The following is a 17,209-nucleotide window of genomic DNA, read 5'->3' on the forward strand; positions in this document are numbered from 1 at the left end:
GGCGTCAGCTCTCTGTTTGCGGACGGCACGGCGACAGGGGCCAGGCGTGGAGGGCGTCCAGGCTGTCGAGGATCTCCTCCAGGATTCGTTCGACCTCCGCCGGGTCATCACCCACCTGCGCTGCCACGCGCACCGCATTCACCGCGGCCAGCGCCTGCATCCGTGGACGCCATGGGTCGGTGGGCGCTGCGAGGGTCTCGGCGCGCGCCACCAGCGCGTCCACCAGGCCCATCTCGAGGGTCCGCTCGACGCTGGACAGCAGGGCGGTGAGCTCTGGCCGGTTGGCCAGCAACTGGGCACGTGCCCGCCACTGCTCCTCGTCGTGCACCGCCACCTGGCACAGCGCCCGAGCGGTCAACTTGGCCGTGGTCCACAGCGGTTCGTCGGCCGGGCGCTCGGCCACCAGGGTCGTGATGCGCTCCACCACCACCTCGGGCACGCCGGTCAGGGCTGCTTCCTTGGTGGGGAAGTAGTTGAAGAAGGTGCGAGGGCTCACCCCGGCGGCCCGCGCGATGTCGTCGGTGGTCACACCACCAAGCCCGTGTTGGGTCACCAGCCTGGTGGCGGCGCGGTGCAGGGCCCTGCGGGTCTGCAACTTCTTGCGCTCGCGCACGCCCACGTCCTGATCGAAACTGGCAAGATCCACAGGAATATTTTTGCAGTAACTGCACGTTTTTGTCACCATGGACGGTGCCCGCCGGGAGCGCAGATGCCTTCGACGGAGCCGCCACCCCGTGAACCACGCCCTTGGGAGACCAATGTCAACAACCGCCGTCGAGCCCGGCCCAGAACGCGCCGAAGCGCCAGAACGATTCGAAGGACTCAGCCCGCAGAACCGACGCATCTTCATCGGCCTGATGCTGGGAATGTTCGTGGCCTCGATCACCCAGACCATTGTCGGGCCGGCCATGCCGCGCATCGTCGCCGAGCTGGGTGGCATGGACCACTACTCCTGGGTGGCCACGGCCACCATGCTGGTGGGCGCCATCACCACCCCGATCGTGGGCAAGCTCTCCGACCTCTACGGCCGTCGCAGCTTCTACCTGGGTGGCCTGCTGGTCTTCATGCTGGGCACCCTGATCGCCGGGCTCACCCAGAACTTCGCGATGCTCATCTTTGCCCGAGCCATCCAAGGCCTGGGCACCGGCACCCTGATGCCGCTGAGCCAGACGATCATCGGCGACATCATCCCGCCGCGCCAGCGCGGCAAGTACCAGGGCTTGATGGGCGCCGTCTTCGGCATGAGCTCGGTGGCCGGGCCGCTGGCCGGCGGATTCATCACCGACCACTGGGGTTGGCGTTGGCTCTTCTTCGCCTCTCTGCCGGTCGGCATCGCCGCCTTCGGCGCCATCTTCCGCTTCTTGCACATCCCGCACGAGAAGCGTGAGACCACCATCGACTGGCTGGGTATGGCGACGTTGTCCACGGCCCTGGTCTGCCTGCTGCTGCCCACGTCGATGGGTGGCACCACCTGGGCCTGGTCGAGTCCGCTGGTGATCGGGCTGTACGCCGCCGGCGTGCTGCTGACGCTGGCCTTCATCGTGGTGGAGCGCCGTGCCGTCGAACCGGTGATCCCGCTGCGACTGTTCCGAAGCTCGCTGTTCACCCTGAGCAACCTGGCCGGCTTCTTCATCTCGATGATGATGTTCGGCGCCATCATCTACATCCCCGTCTACGCGCAGGGCGTGCTGGGCGTCTCCGCGACCAACTCCGGCCTGATCCTGATGCCGATGAACCTGGCGCTGATCGGCCTGTCGATCGTGGGTGGCCTGCTGGTCAGCCGCACCGGCCGGTACAAGGAGTTCATGCTGGCTGGCGTGGCCATCATGGGCATCGGATTCTGGCTGCTCACCCGCCTGCACGTCGGCTCCTCGCAGCTGCAACTGACCATCGCGATGACCGTCTTCGGCATCGGACTGGGCCTGTGCATGCAGCAGTACACCTTGGCGGTGCAGAACACCGCAGCGCGACGAGACCTGGGCGTGGCCACCGCCGCGACGCAGTTCTTCCGCAATGTGGGCAATACCGTCGGCATCGCCATCTTCGGCACCATCATGACCACCCAGATGAAGACGGCCATCCCTCGCCATCTGCCGCCCGAGGTGGCCGCGCAGATGCAGGCCAGCGGCCAGCAGGTCTCCAGCGGCGACGTGCTCGACCCCGAGGCCCTCGCGAAGATGCCGCCCGTGGTGGCCGCCGCGATCCGGGCCGGCCTGGGGGATGCGCTGCACACCGTCTTCGTGATCGGCATTCCGCTGAGCATCCTGGTCTTCGCCATCAGCCTGTTCATCAAGGCCGTCCCGCTGCGCGACACCGTGCACACCCCCGACCAGGCCGGTGCCGAGTTGCTCGACACCATGGGCAATTCCAATGCCAATGACCCGCGCGTGCCGCTGGGGCGGTTGGCCGGCAACACCCGCTCCGGGGAGCGACTGCTGGGGTTGCAGCTGGAGCTGGTGGCTCGCCAGGCACAGCGCGACGACCGTCCCCTGTTGCGCCAGGCCATCACCGACCTGGGTGATGGCAACTACCACGACGGCATCTGGATCCTGGAGCAGGCGGGCAGGATGCTGACCACCGAGGATCCCGAGCAGGTGGTGGAGCTGGAGAAGTACGGCGTCGAGGTGGGGCACCGTGCCTCGCGCAAGGGCGGAATCCTGGGTGAGGAGCTTCGTCGGGAACTGGCCCTGCGTTCCGCCCGGATCAGCGAGGCCAACCACGAGACCGTGCTCACCTCGGCCGAGCCCACCGTGGCCGAACGTTTCGAGGCGGTCGACGTCAGGAAGCTGCGCGAGGCCAGCCATGACCTGGTCAATGCGCTGATGATCGACCTGAACGACAACTCGCGTCAGGCGACACGCCCGCAGGAATGAGGCCCCGCCACGCCGTGCCACACCGTTGTCGTGGGGCCACGGGTGGCGAAGTGAGGGGCGGTGCCGGAGTTTCCGGCGCCGCCCCTCGTCCTTTTGTGCTGTAGATGAAAATACGTTCATGATGCTTTCACCCAAGCGTCATGAGCTGGTTGTCTTCTGGAAGCTGACAGCTTCCACCACGGCCAGGAGATGACATGGGTGGCACGACGCCAGCACCGCTACGGGCGGTCTTCTACTCGCACGACGCACAGGGGCTGGGGCACTTCAGCCGCAACACCGCACTGGCCCACTCCCTCGTTCGTGAGCTGCCCGGGCTGACCGGACGCCCCGTCACCGGTCTGCTGATCAATGGCGTGCCCGAGAGCGATCCGGGCAACCTCCCCGAGGGTTTCGACGTGGTGACCCTGCCGTCGGTGTGCAAGCACGGCCGCCAGTACGACCCGCGTCGGCTCGACCTGAGCCTCGACACGGTCACCTCGCTGCGCAGTGACATCATTCGCACCACCCTCACCTCCTTCGCCCCAGACCTGGTCATCGTCGACCGGCACGCCCTGGGCATCGACGGGGAACTGCTGCCGGCGCTGCGCAAACTGCGCCGCAAGTACCCCCAGGTGGCCCTGGTGCTGGGCATGCGCGAGGTGCTGGACAATCCGCAGGTGGCGGCCCGCGAATGGGACCGGGTGCCGCCGGCCATCGTGCGCGAGCTGTACGACGAGATCTGGGTCTACGGCGATGCCACCGTCCACGACCTGCGCGAGACCGGGGAGATCCCCGCCGAACTGCACGACATGGTGCGCTACCAGGGCTACCTGTCCACCGGGCGCTCCACCGAGCAGCTCGACTGCGATCTGGAGAAGCCTTTCCTGCTGACCACCGCCGGTGGCGGCTCCGACGGTTTCGACCTGTGCCTGGCCGCTGCCCGGGCCAAGGTACCGCACGGCTACCGACAGGTGTTGGTGACGGGGCCCCAGATGCCCGAGGAGCAGTTCCAGCAGGTCACCGAGGCAGCCCGCAAGCGCACCCTGGTGATGCGCCAGCTGCCCGACGTGGCCGGCCCCCTGCACCACGCGGAGGCTGCCATCGCGATGGCCGGGTACAACACCGTCACCGAGGTGCTGGCCACCACGTCGCCCGCACTGCTCGTGCCGCGCGAATGGCCGCGCACCGAGCAGCTGATCCGCGCCACCGGCCTGGCCAAGCGGGGAGCGGTGGACCTGTTGCGCCAGGAAGACCTGGGCCCCAAGGCCATCAGCGAATGGTGGCACCGCGCCGTCGGTACCCGCGTCTCACGCGAACACCTTGCACTCGACGGTCTGCAGACCGTCGCCCACTCTGCAGCGGACATCGTCGCCCGCTGCACCCAACAGGAGGAATCCCTTGCCGGCTGAACGCATCGCCTACGTGGTGAAGGTCTACCCACGCTTCTCCGAGACCTTCGTGGTCACCGAGATCCTCTCCCGTGAGGCCGACGGGGAAGACCTGGCCATCTACGCCCTCAAGCCCACCGCCGACTCGCGCTTCCACCCGCAGCTCGCGCAGGTGCAGGCGCCCGTGACGCACATCCGTCGCCCGTACAAGCTGAGCGTCGAGTGGCAGGCGATGCGCCAGGCGCAGGCCGAGCTGCCCGACTTCGGCCGTCGCTACGGCGAACTGATGCCCTTCCTGGTGCAGATGGAGGCCAGCGAGGTGGGCCAGGCCATCGACCTGGCCGTGCGTTGGAAGCACGACGGCATCACCCGCGCCCACGTGCACTTCGCCAATGTCGCCGCCCGCTGCACCGCCGTGGCCGCCGCCCTGCTCGACATTCCGTTCAGCGTCACCACCCACGCCAAGGACCTCTTCCACGACGAGGTCGATCCCCAGGTGCTGCGCGAGGTACTGCGCCGCGCCAACCGCGTGATCGCCATCAGCGAGTACAACCGCAAGTTCCTGCTGGAACAGGTGGACCCGTCGCTGGCGAGCAAGGTGGTGCTGGTGCGCAATGGGCTGGAACTGCCGCGCTTCGACTACCGCGATCCCGAGCTGGTGCACAACCCGCTGCGGGTGCTCGGCGTGGGCCGGCTGGTGGAGAAGAAGGGCTTCAACCACTTCGTCGAGGCCATCGAGGAGCTGGTGGCCGAGGGGCGTCCGGTGGAGGCCCGCATCGTGGGCGAGGGCGAGAAGTACGAGGAGCTGCAGGAACAGATCGGCCAGGCCGGGCTGGAGCACGTGGTCACCCTGCTGGGAGCACGCAGCCAGGCCGAGCTGGTGGACGAGATCGCCTGGGCCGACGTGATGGCCGCCCCCTGCATCGTCGGGTCCGACAACAATGCCGACGGCCTGCCCACCGTCCTGCTGGAGGCGATGGCCAGCGGTCTGCCGTGCATCGCCACCGACGTGACCGGCATCCCCGAGGCGGTGCAGCCCGGCGAGGGCGGCCTGCCCGGCACCGGGATCCTGCTCTCCCAGGACCCCACCGACCTTTCCGCACGGCTGGCCGATGCGCTGCGCCAGGTCTCCGACCCGCAGTGGCCCCGCGTCCAGGTGGCCCGCGCCGCGCGCGCCCTGGTGGAGGAGAAGTTCGACACCCGCACCCAGGCCCGGCTGCTGTCCAGCCTGACCCGAGAGGACCACACGGCATGACGACCCCCACGCATGAACACCCGATCCGCAGCGTCGCCTATGTCTGCGTCGATCCCGGCATCCCCGTCTTCGGCACCAAGGGGGCCAGCGTCCACATCCAGGAACTGGTGCGCGCCTGGCGCGAACGCGGCGCCCAGGTGCACGTCTACTGCGCCCGTCGCGGCGACGACGTTCCCGAAGACCTGGCCGACCTGCAGGTCACCGAGGTGAAGGTGACCGGCAAGGACGCCGAGCGGGAGGAGGGGCAGAAGCGAGCCTCCGCCGAACTGTCCGAGCTGGTCAAGGCCGGTGGCCATGACCTGGTGCACGAGCGCTACTCACTGTTCAGCCACGTGATGGCCGAGGTGCACGCCGCCAACCCGCAGGTGGCCACCGTGCTCGAGGTGAACTCGCCGTTGATCGATGAACAGCGCACCCACCGCGTGCTGGTGGACGAACAGGGGACCCACGACGCCCTGGCCCGGCAGCTGGCCGCCGCCGACGTGGTGGCCTGCGTCAGCGAGCCGGTGGCGCAGTGGGTGCGTGACCGGGCCGCCGATGCCCAGGTGGATCCCGGCAGCGTCGTGGTCACCCCCAATGGTGTCAACACCAATCGCATCACCGCGGTGGAACCAGACCTCAGCGGCCCGGCCGTGGTGGTCTTCGTCGGCACCCTGAAGCCCTGGCACGGCACCGAGAAGCTCTTCGAGGCCGCCACCCTGGCGCGTCAGCCCTGGCGCTTGCGCATCGTCGGCGACGGGCCGCAGCGGGAACAGCTCGAGGCGCTGGCCGACGAGCACGGACTCGACGTGGAGATGGTCGGAGCCGTGGCGCCGCACGAGGTGCCGCAGCACCTGGCGGGAGCCCTGGTGGCGGTGGCCCCCTACCCGGCCAGCGACGACCACTACTTCTCGCCGCTGAAGGTCTACGAGTACAGCGCCGCCGGCCTGCCGGTGGTGGCCAGCCGAATCGGTGAGATCCCGCAGGTGGTGCTCGACGGCCAGACCGGTCTGTTGGTGCCGCCGTCGGATCCTGCCGCCTTGGCCGCCGCCATCGACGAGCTGGTGGCCGACCCGCAGCGCGCCCAACAATTGGGCCGCGCCGGCCGGGAACTGATGGAGAACAAGCATTCCTGGGGCCACGTCCTGCAGGACACCCTGGCCCCCTTGGAGGCCCGCCGGTGACCGAACGCTTCTCGCCGCGCAGGCGCGAGGCCCAGCAGGACGCCGCGGCCACGCCCTTCCAACGAACCCTCGCCCTGGTGAAACCCCACCTAGGTGGGCAGACCAAGCTGCTCGTCCTCGGTGGGGTGCTGCTGCTGGCCGAGGTGGGCATGCGCGTCCTGGAACCGTGGCCCACCAAGTTCGTGATCGACGCGGTGAGCCGCAGCCTGGGCGCCGACCTCGGGGGCGGCCCGACGGCCACCCCGAAGGTGCTGGTGCTGTGCGCCCTGGCCACCATCGCCCTGGTGGGGCTGCGTGCCCTGTTCAACTACGGCGCCACCGTCGCGCTGGCCCTGACCGGTTCCCGCATCGCGACGCAACTGCGTGCCCGGGTCTTCGACCACGTGCAGACCCTGTCGCGGTTGCAGCACGGCAGGTCACGCTCCGGCGACGTGGTGCAGCGGCTGGTGGGTGATGTCGGCAAGCTGCAGGAGGTGGCGGTGACCGCCGGCATGCCGCTGGTGGTCAACGTGGTCACCCTGTTCACCATGCTCGCCGTGATGCTCTGGCTCGACCCGCTGCTGGCCGGGGTGGTCGTGATCACCATCGTGCTGTTCTGGCTCTCCTCGCGCAGCAGTGGCGAGAAGATCACCACCGCCGCGCGAAAGACCCGTCGCAGCGAGGGCAACCTGGCCAACATCGCGCAGGAGACCCTGGGTGCGATGACCCATGTGCAGGCCTACAACCTGGAACGTGAGCGCGCCCAGCACTTCGGGGGCTCCAACCTGAAGTCGCTGAAGGACGGCGTGCAGGCCCGACGGCTGGCCGCCGGCCTGGAGCGACGCACCGACGCCCTGGTGGGACTGGCCACCGCGATGGTGCTGTGGCTGGGCGGCACCCGCACCATGCAGGGCGCCATGACCCCCGGCGACCTGGTGCTGTTCATGACCTACCTGAAGACCTCGATGAAGCCGCTGCGTGACCTGGCCAAGTACACCGGCCGCATCGCGCGGGCCAGTGCCTCGGGGGAACGCGTTGCAGACCTGCTGGACCAGCAGCCCGACATCGTCTCTCCCGCCGACCCGGTGCCGCTGACCAGGGTGAGGGGAGAACTGGCGCTGCGCGACGTGCACCTGTCCTACACCGACGGCATTCCGGTGCTGCGCGGCGTCGACCTGAACGTCAAGCCCGGCGAGACCGTCGCGGTGGTGGGGCCGTCCGGTTCGGGCAAGTCGACCACCATTTCGCTCCTGCTGCGGTTGATCGATCCCGACCAGGGCAGTGTGCAGCTGGACGGCATCGACGTGCGCGACGTGGCACTGTCGCAGCTGCGCTACCGCCTGGCCCTGGTGCAGCAGGAGGCGTCGCTGTTCACCGGCACCATCGAGGAGAACATCCGGCAGGGCCGTCCCCACGCCAGCGACGACGAGGTGGCGCAGGCCGTGCGGCTGGCCCGCGTCGACGAGTTCACCGACCTGCTCCCCGAGGGCCTGCAGACCCAGGTCTCCGAACGCGGCGGAAGCCTGTCGGGCGGCCAGCGCCAGCGCATCAGCCTGGCGCGTGCCTTCCTGCGCAATGCGCCGGTCCTGCTGCTCGACGAGCCGACCACCGGTCTGGATCCCGAGAACGTGGTGCTGGTGAACCAGGCGATCGCCGAGCTGGCCCGCGGCCGCACCTGCGTGATGGTCACCCATGACCGCGACACCGCCATGCTGGCCGACCGCGTCGTGGTGATGGAGGCCGGGCGGCTGGTCTGGCAGGGCCGCCCCGAGGATGCGCCCTGGGATCGTGTGCTGGAGGAGGAGTGAGATGACCGATCCGACGCTGCAGATCCTGCTGGATCCCGACCGGCTCTCCCGCCTGGTGGGTGAGGACGTGCGGGCCGTTCGGATCCGGCCAAAGGCCGAGACCGGGCACCAGGCATCCCTGCGCACCCGCGACGACGACCGCCCCTGGGGATGGTTGCGCCTGCTGCTGGGCCCGAACCTGACCAAGCGCGACAAGCTGCTCAAGCGTGCCTCGCGCGGCATCGACGGGCACCGGGTGGGCTGCCTGGAACTGCCCGAGCTGCAGGCCGTCCTGCTGTGGGGGCCCTGGAGCACCGATCCGGCCCTGGCACAGACCCTGCAGAAGGCGGGGCTCGGCCCGTCGGGACAGGTGCAGGTGCTGCGGCACAATCCGGGCCGACGACTGGTGCTGCGCGACGGAGACCGCGTGGTGCGCGTCACCAGCGAACCCCATGACGTGGCCCTGGAGCTGGGGCGCACCCTCGCCGAGCGCGGCCTGGCGGTGAATTCCGCCAGTGCCCCCGCCCAGTGCGACGGGCGCCTGTCCTTGTGGCCATGGATTCCGGGGCACGACCTGCGCACCGGTGAGGCGTCCAGCCTGACGCGGGCCGGAACCGAACTTGCCCGGCTGCACCAGAGCTCGCCCCAGGGACTGGCGCTGCCCGAGCGCGGCTGGGAGAGCCAGCTGTCTGCCGCTCGGGCGGCGAGCGAGCAACTGGCTGAACTGTCGCCGGTGCACGGTGAACGGGCCAGGTCGCTGCTGGGGCGCTTGCCGCGGTGGGTGGGGGCCGGAGCCCCCGTCGTCCTGCACGGGGACCTCTCGCTCGACCAGTTCCTGGCCGCGGACGACGGCCGGGTGCTGCTCACCGACCTGGACCGGGTCTGCCTGGGTCCGGCGGAGATCGACCTGGCGAGCCTGCTGGCCGTCGCCCAACTGCAGGAGCACGACGTCGAGCCCGTGCTGCAGGGCTACGCGCACGCCGGGGGGCTGTCGTCGGCGCAGACACGAGCGGTTCTGGGGCCCTGGCTGGCCGCGGCCCTTCTGCAGCGCTGTTCCCAGTACTGGCGCAACCAGGACCCCGACTGGGCGGTGCTCACCGAACGGCTCCTGGCGCTGGCCGAGGATGCCGTGGAGCGCGATGCGCGTGGCGAGGGGTGGACGGTTGCCCCGCACATCGATGGGCTGGACCGGATCACGATCGCCCGAGCCTGGCCCGACAAGGTGCGCGACCTGCCGCGGGTGGCCGTCGAGGGACGCGATGCCCAAGGAGTGCTGCGGGCCGGACGCCTCGACACCGCCGGTGCCGCCACCGTCCTGCCGGCAGGTTCGGATCCCCGACTGCCCGCCCTGGAGCGGGTTGCCCCCCGAGGGGAACTGGTGGTGCATCGGGCCGGCAAACGCGCCGTGGTGGCGATTCCCGACCGGAACCAGCCCGAGGAGTACGTGAAGGTGGTGCGCCCCGGCCAGGCCGGTGCTCTGGCCCGCGCCGCCGAACACGGGGCCACGGTTGCCGCGGCGGTGGGGCTGGCCGCACCCCAGGTGATCCGGCACGACGACGACACGCTCACCATGACCGTCCTGGCGGGGCGGCCGGTGCACGAACTGTCGGGCCAGCCCGGGTGGGAAGGGCTCTGGCGGCAGTGGGCCCAGGCCTGGCAGGCACTGCAGGCCGCCGATCCCGCCGACCTGTTGGAGACCGCCCTGCCGGTGCACGATGCCGACGCGGAGGCGGGGGTGCTGCGCACCTGGCAGCGACGCTGTGCCCAGACCGGGCTCTTGGACGGGACCGAATGGCCCGCCCGGATGCTGCAGGTGGCCGATGACCTGTCGGCAGCGGGGGACCCGGCACGGCTTGTCATCACCCACCGAGACCTGCACGACAAGCAGCTGCTGTCCTCGGCCGACGGCCTGGGCGTGCTGGACTTCGACACGGTCGGCCTGGCCGCGCCGGAACTCGACCTGGCCAACCTGGCGGTTCACGCCAGCCTTCGTCGTGCCCAGGGGTTGTGGAGCGATGCCGCCCGCGATGCGGTGGTGGCGGCAGCGCGGGAGGTCGCCGGGCACGCCGGGGTTGCCGACGAGCGCTGGAATCGCGCGAGCCGCGCCACCGTCGCCCGGTTGGCTGGCGTCTATGCGCACCGTCCTGGCTGGCGTGAGGCTGTGCTCGGCTGGGCCGATGAGCTGTGGGCCAGCCTGGTTCGCGAGTGATGCCTGCCGCAAACAGAGAGCTGACGGGTCTTCATTGTCATGGTGGCAGTGAAGACCCGTCAGCTCTCTGTTTGCGGAGGGGACTCAACAGTTGGTGGCCAGCTGGCCCAGTTCCGGGCTGTCCGCCACCACGGCGGCCACCTCGTCGAGGATCCGAGTGCCGGTGGCGAAGTCGACGTCGTCGACGGCAATCGCCACCCCGACGTGACCGCTGCCCGCTGGCAGCACACCCAACTGACGCACCAGGTAGTCGCCGTCGGGGGCGGGGCCCCAGCCGCCCTTGAAGCGAGCCCGGGGCACGGTGCCCAGCCCCCAGCGCTGGTCCTTGCTCACCTGCCCCATCAGCTCCAGCACCGGCGCCGCCTCGGCGCGGCAGGGCAGCGTGGCGGCGAAGCGTGCCTGGTCGTCCAGGCGCCACTGGGTTTGGCCGTAGACCGAGTACTCGGGCCTTTTCCGGGTCAGGGGCACGGTGGTGCGACGATCCCCACCATCGCGCAGCACGGCCTCGGTGGCCCGCGCAGCCTGCTGCGGAGTGCCCAGCCGGGAGTAGAGGGCGTCGGCGGCGGCATTGTCGGAACGGGTGATGGCGCGGCGCAGTTCGTCGTCCAGCCCCGACGAGTCGGGGCCGGCGGCCGCGGCGATGGCCACCGGAACCTTGGCCGTCGACCAGGCCGGGCCGGTCTGCACGGTGCCCGCCGTCACCGGTTGCGAGCCCCGCCCGGCGATGGCCAGCCCGATCGGCGCCGCGTGGCGCGACTGCAGGGCAGCGATCGCGGCCCGCAGCCGCTGGTCGTCAACCGACGGGACGGGTACGCCCGAAGAGGACGGGCCGGCGGCGTCGGGTAGTGGGGTGGAGCTGGCGGGGCTGGCGGGCCTCGACGCAGCAGGGGGCGTGGCGGGACCGCCTGCACACCCTGCCAGCAATCCCGCCATGAGCAGTCCGGCCAGCAGGCCGGTTGGCCATTCCGGTCTGGTCAGTGGCCGACCCTGCGGATGCCCGCCAGCTTCACGGTCTGGTCGTCGGCCAGGTCTGCCCAGCTGCCCTCGAGGCTGAAGCGGGTGTAGGTGCCGGTGGGGAACCAGCACAGCATGTCGTCGGCGGCCTTGGTGTCGGCTGCCCAGGCCAGTTCCGAGGCCAGCCCCGGAATGCCGGGGGCGTGCCCCAGCACCAGCAGCCCGCTCACCTCGTCGTCGATCTCACCGATGCGCTGGGCGATGGTGCTGCTGCCGCCGTTGTAGAGCGCCTCCATGTACTCCACGGTGGCCTCCAGCCCGAGCAGGTCGAGCGTCTCGCGGGTGCGGGCAGAGGTGGAGCACAGCACGTGCTCGATGCCCATGGTGGCCAGGTCCTGGCCGGCCAGGCGGGCCTCCTCGCGTCCGGCCTCGCTCAGAACACGACCCTTGTCGCCCTGCAGCGACCAGCCTTCGGCCGCGGCGTGGCGCATCAAGACCAGGGTGCGCGTCATCGGTTCTCCTCCCTCTTCACGGCGACCATCAGGTCGCGGTGGATCGACGAGTCCACCCGGTGTCCGAAGCGCAGCCAGTCTGGGCCGTGCTTGGGGGTGAGCCCGTTGGCCTCCATCATGGCCGACAGGTCCTCGCGAGTCAGCCCGTGCGTGTTCCAGCTGAGGCCCAAGGCACCGCCGGTCTTCAGCTGGCTGGCCCAGACGGGGAGCGCCTCGCCCAGCAGGCCGGCCGGGGAACGGTCACGCTTTCCCGCCACGCCCCGCACGTCACTGGTCTGGTGGGCGCCGTGCACCACGCCGTACGGGGCGTCGGTGACGATCGCGTCGAACTTCTTCTTGCCGTAGAGGTACTGCGACTGGCGGGTGTCTCCGGTGAAGACCGTCAGCTCCAGCTGCTGGTCCTTCAGCGTGGCGTCGAAGCGCTTGCCGATGCTCTTGCCCTCCCGGCGCACGGGGGTCATCTCGGCGGTGTGCTTGACGCGCTTTCGGCGCAGCCAGGTCTTGAGGTAGGCGCTCATCTGCTCCACCGACTTGGCATCGCCTTCGACGCCATAGCCGTGGTGGCCCAGCATCCAGGCCACCAGCAGCGTGGTGCCCCGGCCAGCGAGCGGATCGAGGACCGCCAGCGGCGCCGTGGGCTCGTGCTCGACGCTGGCCAGGGTGACATTCATCAGCAGCCGCGTGAACTGCTCATTGGTCTTGCCGGGGTACTTGGGAATGGTCACCAGGTCATCGGACAGGTTGAGGCAGTCGGGCAGCTCGACGGGCCGCAGCAGTTCGTCCTGCACCCCGAACAAGGCCAGCACCGCCGACTGGCGGGCCAATGCCTGCAGCTGCTCGTCGTCGAGCTGGTCGGCCTGGAAGGCGAGGTAGTCCACCCCGGCGACCGTGCGTGGCGCCACGTCGCGCACGAAGGGGGCGCTGATCGCGAGTTCGGCGGCAGCAAGCTCCGTGGCCTCGCCCGCGTAGACTCGATTGGCGGACGGGGCGAGCAAGATCAAGTGTTCAGACACCGGGACAGTCTCTCACCCCGCGCCCCACCTCCCAAGAAGGACGCCGATGATCCACCACAGCGCAGCGGGCGAGCCGGCGGTTGCGGTCCACCGACAGCCCGTGGCGCTGGCCGCGGTCTTGTTGGGCGGCATGGCTGGGACGCTGGCGCGATGGGCGGTGGGCCGATGGCTTCCCGCCCTGGCTGGGTGGCCGCTCGCGACGCTGCTGGTGAACCTGACGGGGGCCTTCTGCTTGGGCTGGTTGCTGGCTGCGCTGCGTCGCAGTGGCCCCGACGAGGCAGGCCGACGCGTGGTCCGCCTGCTGCTCGGCACCGGTTTCCTGGGCTCCTTCACCACGATGTCGGCGCTGGCCGTCGAGCTGGTCCTGCTGGCCCGGCAGGCCCAGTGGGCCACGGCGCTGGGTTACCTGGGCACGAGCCTGCTGGGTGGGGCCGTGCTGGCCTGTTGCGGTGTGCTGGTGGCCGAGCGTGGCAGGGGAGAGCACCGGTGATGCCGTTGCTGATGGGGCTTGCCGGCGGGGTCGGCGCGGTGGGGCGTTTCGTCGTCGACCAGCAGCTGCGGGCCCGCTTCGGGGGTGGGCTGCCGCTGGGGACAGTGCTGGTGAATGTGCTCGGCTCGGCGCTGCTGGGGGCGTTGACCGCGCTGACGGTGCGTGGCGCGGCCTCGCCCGGCCTGCTGCTGGTGTGGGGCACCGGCTTCTGTGGCGGCTTCACCACCTTCTCCACGGCGAGCCTGGAGGTGGTGGAGCTGGCGCGCGCGGGGCGGGTGTTGGCGGCCCTGGCCCATTTGCTGGGTGGGATCTGCTGCTGTCTGGTGGCCGCCGCCGTCTGTTTCGGGCTGGTCTGGGGAGCCACCGGGGCCTGAGCTGCCGGGGGCAGCAATTCACCAAGGGTTGGCCTGTTGTTGGCCCGGCCGGGCCGTCAGGACACCTGGAGGACACGCGCCGTGCCCGGGCATGCAGAAGGGCCCGCTCCCAAGCGGGCCCTTCCCTGTTCAGCAGCACTTCGACGTGGCCCCGGGGGCCGACGGTGCTTGACCTCGCGCCGTTGCGAAGTGTGCCTTGCGTCATGGGGCGCCTAGGGCGCCCTGGTCTCAGTGGGAGACGAAGACGGTGTGGTGCTCGTAGGCAGTGCCCTTGGCACGCTCGAACGAGGCGTGAACCTCGGCCTCGGCGTTGGCGCGGCCGGTCCACGTTGCGCCCTCCACCGACTTGCCGGGCTCCAGGTCCTTGTAGACCGTGAAGAAGTGCTCGATCTCGAGCAGCATGTACTCCGGAACGTCGTTGATGTCGTTCAGGTGGTTGCGGCGCAGGTCTGCCGTCGGGATGCACAGCAGCTTGTCGTCGCCGCCCATCTCGTCGGTCATGCGGAACATCGCGATGGCGCGGCACTCGATCAGGCAACCCGGGAAGGTGGGCTCGTCGCCGATCACCATGGCGTCCAGGGGATCGCCGTCCTCACCCAGGGTGCCCTCGACGAAGCCGTAGTCGTAGGGGTACTGGGTGGAGGTGAACAGCGTGCGGTCCAGACGGATGCGACCCGTGTTGTGATCCATCTCATACTTGTTCTTGGTGCCCTTGGGGATCTCGATGGTGACGTCGAAGGTCACTCCAGGGGGCAGCTTGGTGAGGGTCGGCTTCACGAATTCATCTGACACGTTGAGCTCTCTCTATGATTGGGGCACCTGAACATTCCGAAGGATACCGTCAAACAAGACAGGACCGTGAGCCCCGTGCAACGTCGTGCTGATCCGCGAAACGGGTCGGGCCTGTTCGCGCTGGTGGCGCTGGCCTTGGCAGTGGCCCTGGTGAGCGTGGCCGCAGCCATCTGGTGGCGCCCCGCCCTGTATGCGACGGGGCTGTGGGTGGATGGCGGTTCGCCCACCGTCTCACCCCCCCTCTTCGACGATCCGAGCAGCCCCGCCTCGCAGCAGGGCAAGGGCGGCGTGATCGGCCCGGCCACCCCCGCCCCCAGTTCGACCCCGCTGGACGGCAAGGCCTTGACGACGGCCCTGGCGGCAGTACCGGCCGAGGACGTGGGAACCACCGCGGGGATGGTCCTCGACGCGGCGAGCGGCGAGACGCTGTGGCAGAGCCGCTCCACCCAGAACCTGGTGCCGGCCTCGACGCTGAAGATCCTCACCTGTGCAGCGGCGCTCGACGTGCTGGGCCCGCACAAGCGCTTCTCCACCTCGGTGGTGCAGGCCTCGCCTGAGCGCATCATCCTGGTGGGGGGCGGCGACCCCTTCCTGGCCTCCAAGCATGCCAAGGGGCATTCCGAGCCCCAGACCTCCGCGGAACTGGCCGCCCGCACCGCCGCGGCGCTGAAGAAGCAGGACGTCACCACCGTCACCCTGGGCTATGACGACAAGCTGTTCACCGGGCCGGCCTGGCATCCCAGCTGGCCCGAGGGCTACCACGACCAGGTCACCACCGTCTCGTCGCTGTGGATCGACAAGGGCAGGCCCTCGCAGAAGGAGGAGCCAAGCCGCACGCCCGCGGTGGCCGCCGCCACCGTCTTCGCCGCCCAGCTCAAGGCCCAGGGGATCACCGTCAAGGGCAAGCCGGCCAGTGCCGCGGCCAATGCCCACGCCAGGCCGCTGGCCAGCGTGCAGTCCCTGCCCTTGTCCTCGATCGTGCAGGAGGTGCTGGTGCACTCCGACAATGCCGCCGCCGAGGTGCTGCTGCGCCACGTCGGCCTGGCCACCGGCCATGGCGCGAGCTTCGCCGGCGGGGCCAAGGGCGTGCAGGAACGGGCCCTGGCGCTGGCACCCGGCAGCCCGGAGCCCAAGATCGCCGACGGGTCGGGGCTGAGCCGCTCCAATGCCCTCTCGGCGCAGCTGCTGGCCGGGGTGCTGCACAAGGCCGCCACCACGCCCAAGCTGGCGCCGCTGTTGGAGGGCATGCCGGTGGCTGGCGTCTCGGGCACCCTCACCATGCGCTTCCACACCCCCGAGTCCGAGGCCGGCAGGGGCGTGGTCAATGCCAAGACCGGCACGTTGAGCAAGGTCTCGACGCTGGCCGGGTTCACCCGTACCCGCTCCGGCAATCCCGTCGTCTTCGCCCTGCTGGCCAACAACCCCACCCAGGAATGGAATGTGCGCAGCTGGCTCGACCAGATGAGCACCACCATCGCCACCTGCGACTGCTGATGGCCCGACGTGCACTCACGCCCAGCCAGTTGTCGCTGGTGCAGGCCACCCGGCCGTGGCTGACCGAGCTGGACGGTCCGCTGGTGGTGGGGGTCTCCGGCGGTGCCGACTCGATGGCGCTGGCGGCCGCGCTGGCGCACCTGGCTCCGGAGCGCACCACCGCGGTGGTGGTCGACCACGGCCTGCAACCGGCATCGGCCCAGGTGGCCCAGTCGGTGCGGGAGTCCGTGGCCGGATTGGGGCTGGCCTGCCGCGTCGAGAAGGTGCAGGTGCAACCGCGCGGCGAAGGTCTGGAGGCGGCGGCCCGCGAAGCCCGGCTGGCCGCGCTGGCCGCCGACGGGCACCCCGTGCTGCTGGCCCACACGCTGGACGACCAGGCCGAGTCGGTGCTGCTGGGGCTGGCGCGTGGCTCGGGTGCCGCGTCACTGCAGGGCATGGCGGCTCGTCGCGGCCCCTTCGTGCGGCCGCTGCTGGGTCTGCGTCGCGCCACCACCCGGCAGGCGTGCCGCGACTGGGGCATCACGGTCTGGGACGATCCCATGAATGACGACCCGAGCTACCTGCGGGTCCGGGTGCGCAAGGACCTGTTGCCCCTGCTCGACGACGTGCTGGGGCCCGGTGTGCACGCGGCGCTGGCGCGCACCGCCGGACTGCTGCAGCGCGACCAGGAGCTGCTGGGCCAACTCACCGAGCAGGCCCTGGCCCGGGTGCAGCGCGACGAGGGGCTGGACGTGGCCGGCCTGGCCGCCCTGCATCCGGCCCTGCAGGGCCGGGTGGTGCACCACTGGCTGGCCCAGCGCGTGCCCTCACCCGAGCACGGGCACGTGCGCAGCGTGCTGGGGCTGGTGGAGCACTGGCGCGGACAGTCCGGCGTGAGCCTCCCCGGTGGGCACCGGGCACGTCGAGTGGACGGCCTGCTGGTGGTTGATGACGGCTCGGCTGGATAG

General features: G+C 70.2%; 15 protein-coding genes. 10 read left to right on the forward strand and 5 right to left on the reverse strand.

The annotated features are described in order from the left end of the window. Nucleotides 1-4: 4 nt before the first annotated feature. Nucleotides 5-646, reverse strand: a complete 642-nt coding sequence (locus ACOAMO_RS07095; RefSeq protein WP_420176883.1) for a TetR/AcrR family transcriptional regulator — start codon at nucleotides 644-646, stop codon at nucleotides 5-7. A 112-nt stretch (nucleotides 647-758) separates the two neighbouring features. On the opposite strand from ACOAMO_RS07095, the gene ACOAMO_RS07100 reads away from it, so the two are divergent. The 6 genes from ACOAMO_RS07100 to ACOAMO_RS07125 all read left to right on the forward strand — a co-directional run bounded on the left by ACOAMO_RS07100 (nucleotide 759) and on the right by ACOAMO_RS07125 (nucleotide 10,633). Then, a complete protein-coding gene (locus ACOAMO_RS07100) occupies nucleotides 759-2,873 on the forward strand; it encodes an MDR family MFS transporter (RefSeq protein WP_420176884.1) in 2,115 nt (704 codons plus the stop codon). Between the two features lie 194 nt (nucleotides 2,874-3,067). Beyond that, nucleotides 3,068-4,261 (forward strand): glycosyltransferase family protein, encoded by a 1,194-nt coding sequence (locus tag ACOAMO_RS07105; protein WP_420176885.1) that lies wholly within the window; start codon nucleotides 3,068-3,070, stop codon nucleotides 4,259-4,261. Further along, on the forward strand, nucleotides 4,251-5,495 hold the full coding sequence (locus ACOAMO_RS07110) for a glycosyltransferase family 4 protein (RefSeq protein ID WP_420176886.1): 1,245 nt from the start codon (nucleotides 4,251-4,253) through the stop codon (nucleotides 5,493-5,495). Before ACOAMO_RS07105 ends, ACOAMO_RS07110 begins: the two co-directional genes overlap by 11 nt. Continuing rightward, nucleotides 5,492-6,658 (forward strand): glycosyltransferase family 4 protein, encoded by a 1,167-nt coding sequence (locus ACOAMO_RS07115; RefSeq protein WP_420176887.1) that lies wholly within the window; start codon nucleotides 5,492-5,494, stop codon nucleotides 6,656-6,658. The genes ACOAMO_RS07110 and ACOAMO_RS07115 overlap by 4 nt, the downstream gene beginning before the upstream one ends. Beyond that, the gene (locus tag ACOAMO_RS07120) at nucleotides 6,655-8,445 is read left to right on the forward strand and encodes an ABC transporter ATP-binding protein (protein WP_420176888.1); all 1,791 of its coding nucleotides are present in this window, start codon (nucleotides 6,655-6,657) and stop codon (nucleotides 8,443-8,445) included. Before ACOAMO_RS07115 ends, ACOAMO_RS07120 begins: the two co-directional genes overlap by 4 nt. A 1-nt stretch (nucleotide 8,446) precedes the next feature. Further along, nucleotides 8,447-10,633, forward strand: a complete 2,187-nt coding sequence (locus ACOAMO_RS07125) for a hypothetical protein (protein WP_420176889.1) — start codon at nucleotides 8,447-8,449, stop codon at nucleotides 10,631-10,633. A gap of 84 nt (nucleotides 10,634-10,717) precedes the next feature. Here ACOAMO_RS07125 and ACOAMO_RS07130 read toward each other — a convergent pair whose 3' ends face one another. Genes ACOAMO_RS07130 through ACOAMO_RS07140 form a run of 3 tightly spaced genes read right to left on the reverse strand, consistent with a single transcriptional unit; the run spans nucleotide 10,718 to nucleotide 13,112 of the window. Beyond that, nucleotides 10,718-11,566, reverse strand: coding sequence for a hypothetical protein (locus tag ACOAMO_RS07130; protein ID WP_420176890.1), 849 nt, complete (start codon nucleotides 11,564-11,566; stop codon nucleotides 10,718-10,720). A 41-nt stretch (nucleotides 11,567-11,607) separates the two neighbouring features. Then, complete coding sequence (locus tag ACOAMO_RS07135) at nucleotides 11,608-12,099, reverse strand: SixA phosphatase family protein (RefSeq protein WP_420176891.1); 492 nt, start codon at nucleotides 12,097-12,099, stop codon at nucleotides 11,608-11,610. Then, on the reverse strand, nucleotides 12,096-13,112 hold the full coding sequence (locus ACOAMO_RS07140) for a TRM11 family SAM-dependent methyltransferase (RefSeq protein ID WP_420176892.1): 1,017 nt from the start codon (nucleotides 13,110-13,112) through the stop codon (nucleotides 12,096-12,098). The genes ACOAMO_RS07135 and ACOAMO_RS07140 overlap by 4 nt, the downstream gene beginning before the upstream one ends. 46 nt (nucleotides 13,113-13,158) lie before the next feature. On the opposite strand from ACOAMO_RS07140, the gene ACOAMO_RS07145 reads away from it, so the two are divergent. Both ACOAMO_RS07145 and crcB read left to right on the forward strand, forming a co-directional pair. Then, nucleotides 13,159-13,602 carry a fluoride efflux transporter FluC gene (locus ACOAMO_RS07145; protein WP_420176893.1) on the forward strand — a complete coding sequence of 148 codons (444 nt, stop codon included), beginning with the start codon at nucleotides 13,159-13,161 and terminating at the stop codon, nucleotides 13,600-13,602. Continuing rightward, entirely contained in the window at nucleotides 13,602-13,976 is a 375-nt protein-coding gene (gene crcB / locus ACOAMO_RS07150) for a fluoride efflux transporter CrcB (protein WP_420176981.1), read from the forward strand. Before ACOAMO_RS07145 ends, crcB begins: the two co-directional genes overlap by 1 nt. 228 nt (nucleotides 13,977-14,204) lie before the next feature. On the opposite strand, the gene ACOAMO_RS07155 is transcribed toward crcB, so the two are convergent. Further along, the gene (locus ACOAMO_RS07155) at nucleotides 14,205-14,768 is read right to left on the reverse strand and encodes an inorganic diphosphatase (protein WP_420176894.1); all 564 of its coding nucleotides are present in this window, start codon (nucleotides 14,766-14,768) and stop codon (nucleotides 14,205-14,207) included. 66 nt (nucleotides 14,769-14,834) lie between these two features. On the opposite strand from ACOAMO_RS07155, the gene dacB reads away from it, so the two are divergent. Both dacB and tilS read left to right on the forward strand, forming a co-directional pair. After that, on the forward strand, nucleotides 14,835-16,262 hold the full coding sequence (gene dacB, locus ACOAMO_RS07160; protein WP_420176895.1) for a D-alanyl-D-alanine carboxypeptidase/D-alanyl-D-alanine endopeptidase: 1,428 nt from the start codon (nucleotides 14,835-14,837) through the stop codon (nucleotides 16,260-16,262). After that, on the forward strand, nucleotides 16,262-17,209 hold the full coding sequence (gene tilS, locus ACOAMO_RS07165; RefSeq protein ID WP_420176896.1) for a tRNA lysidine(34) synthetase TilS: 948 nt from the start codon (nucleotides 16,262-16,264) through the stop codon (nucleotides 17,207-17,209). Before dacB ends, tilS begins: the two co-directional genes overlap by 1 nt.

This window comes from Luteococcus struthionis, from assembly GCF_048595755.1.
GTDB lineage: Bacteria > Actinomycetota > Actinomycetes > Propionibacteriales > Propionibacteriaceae > Luteococcus.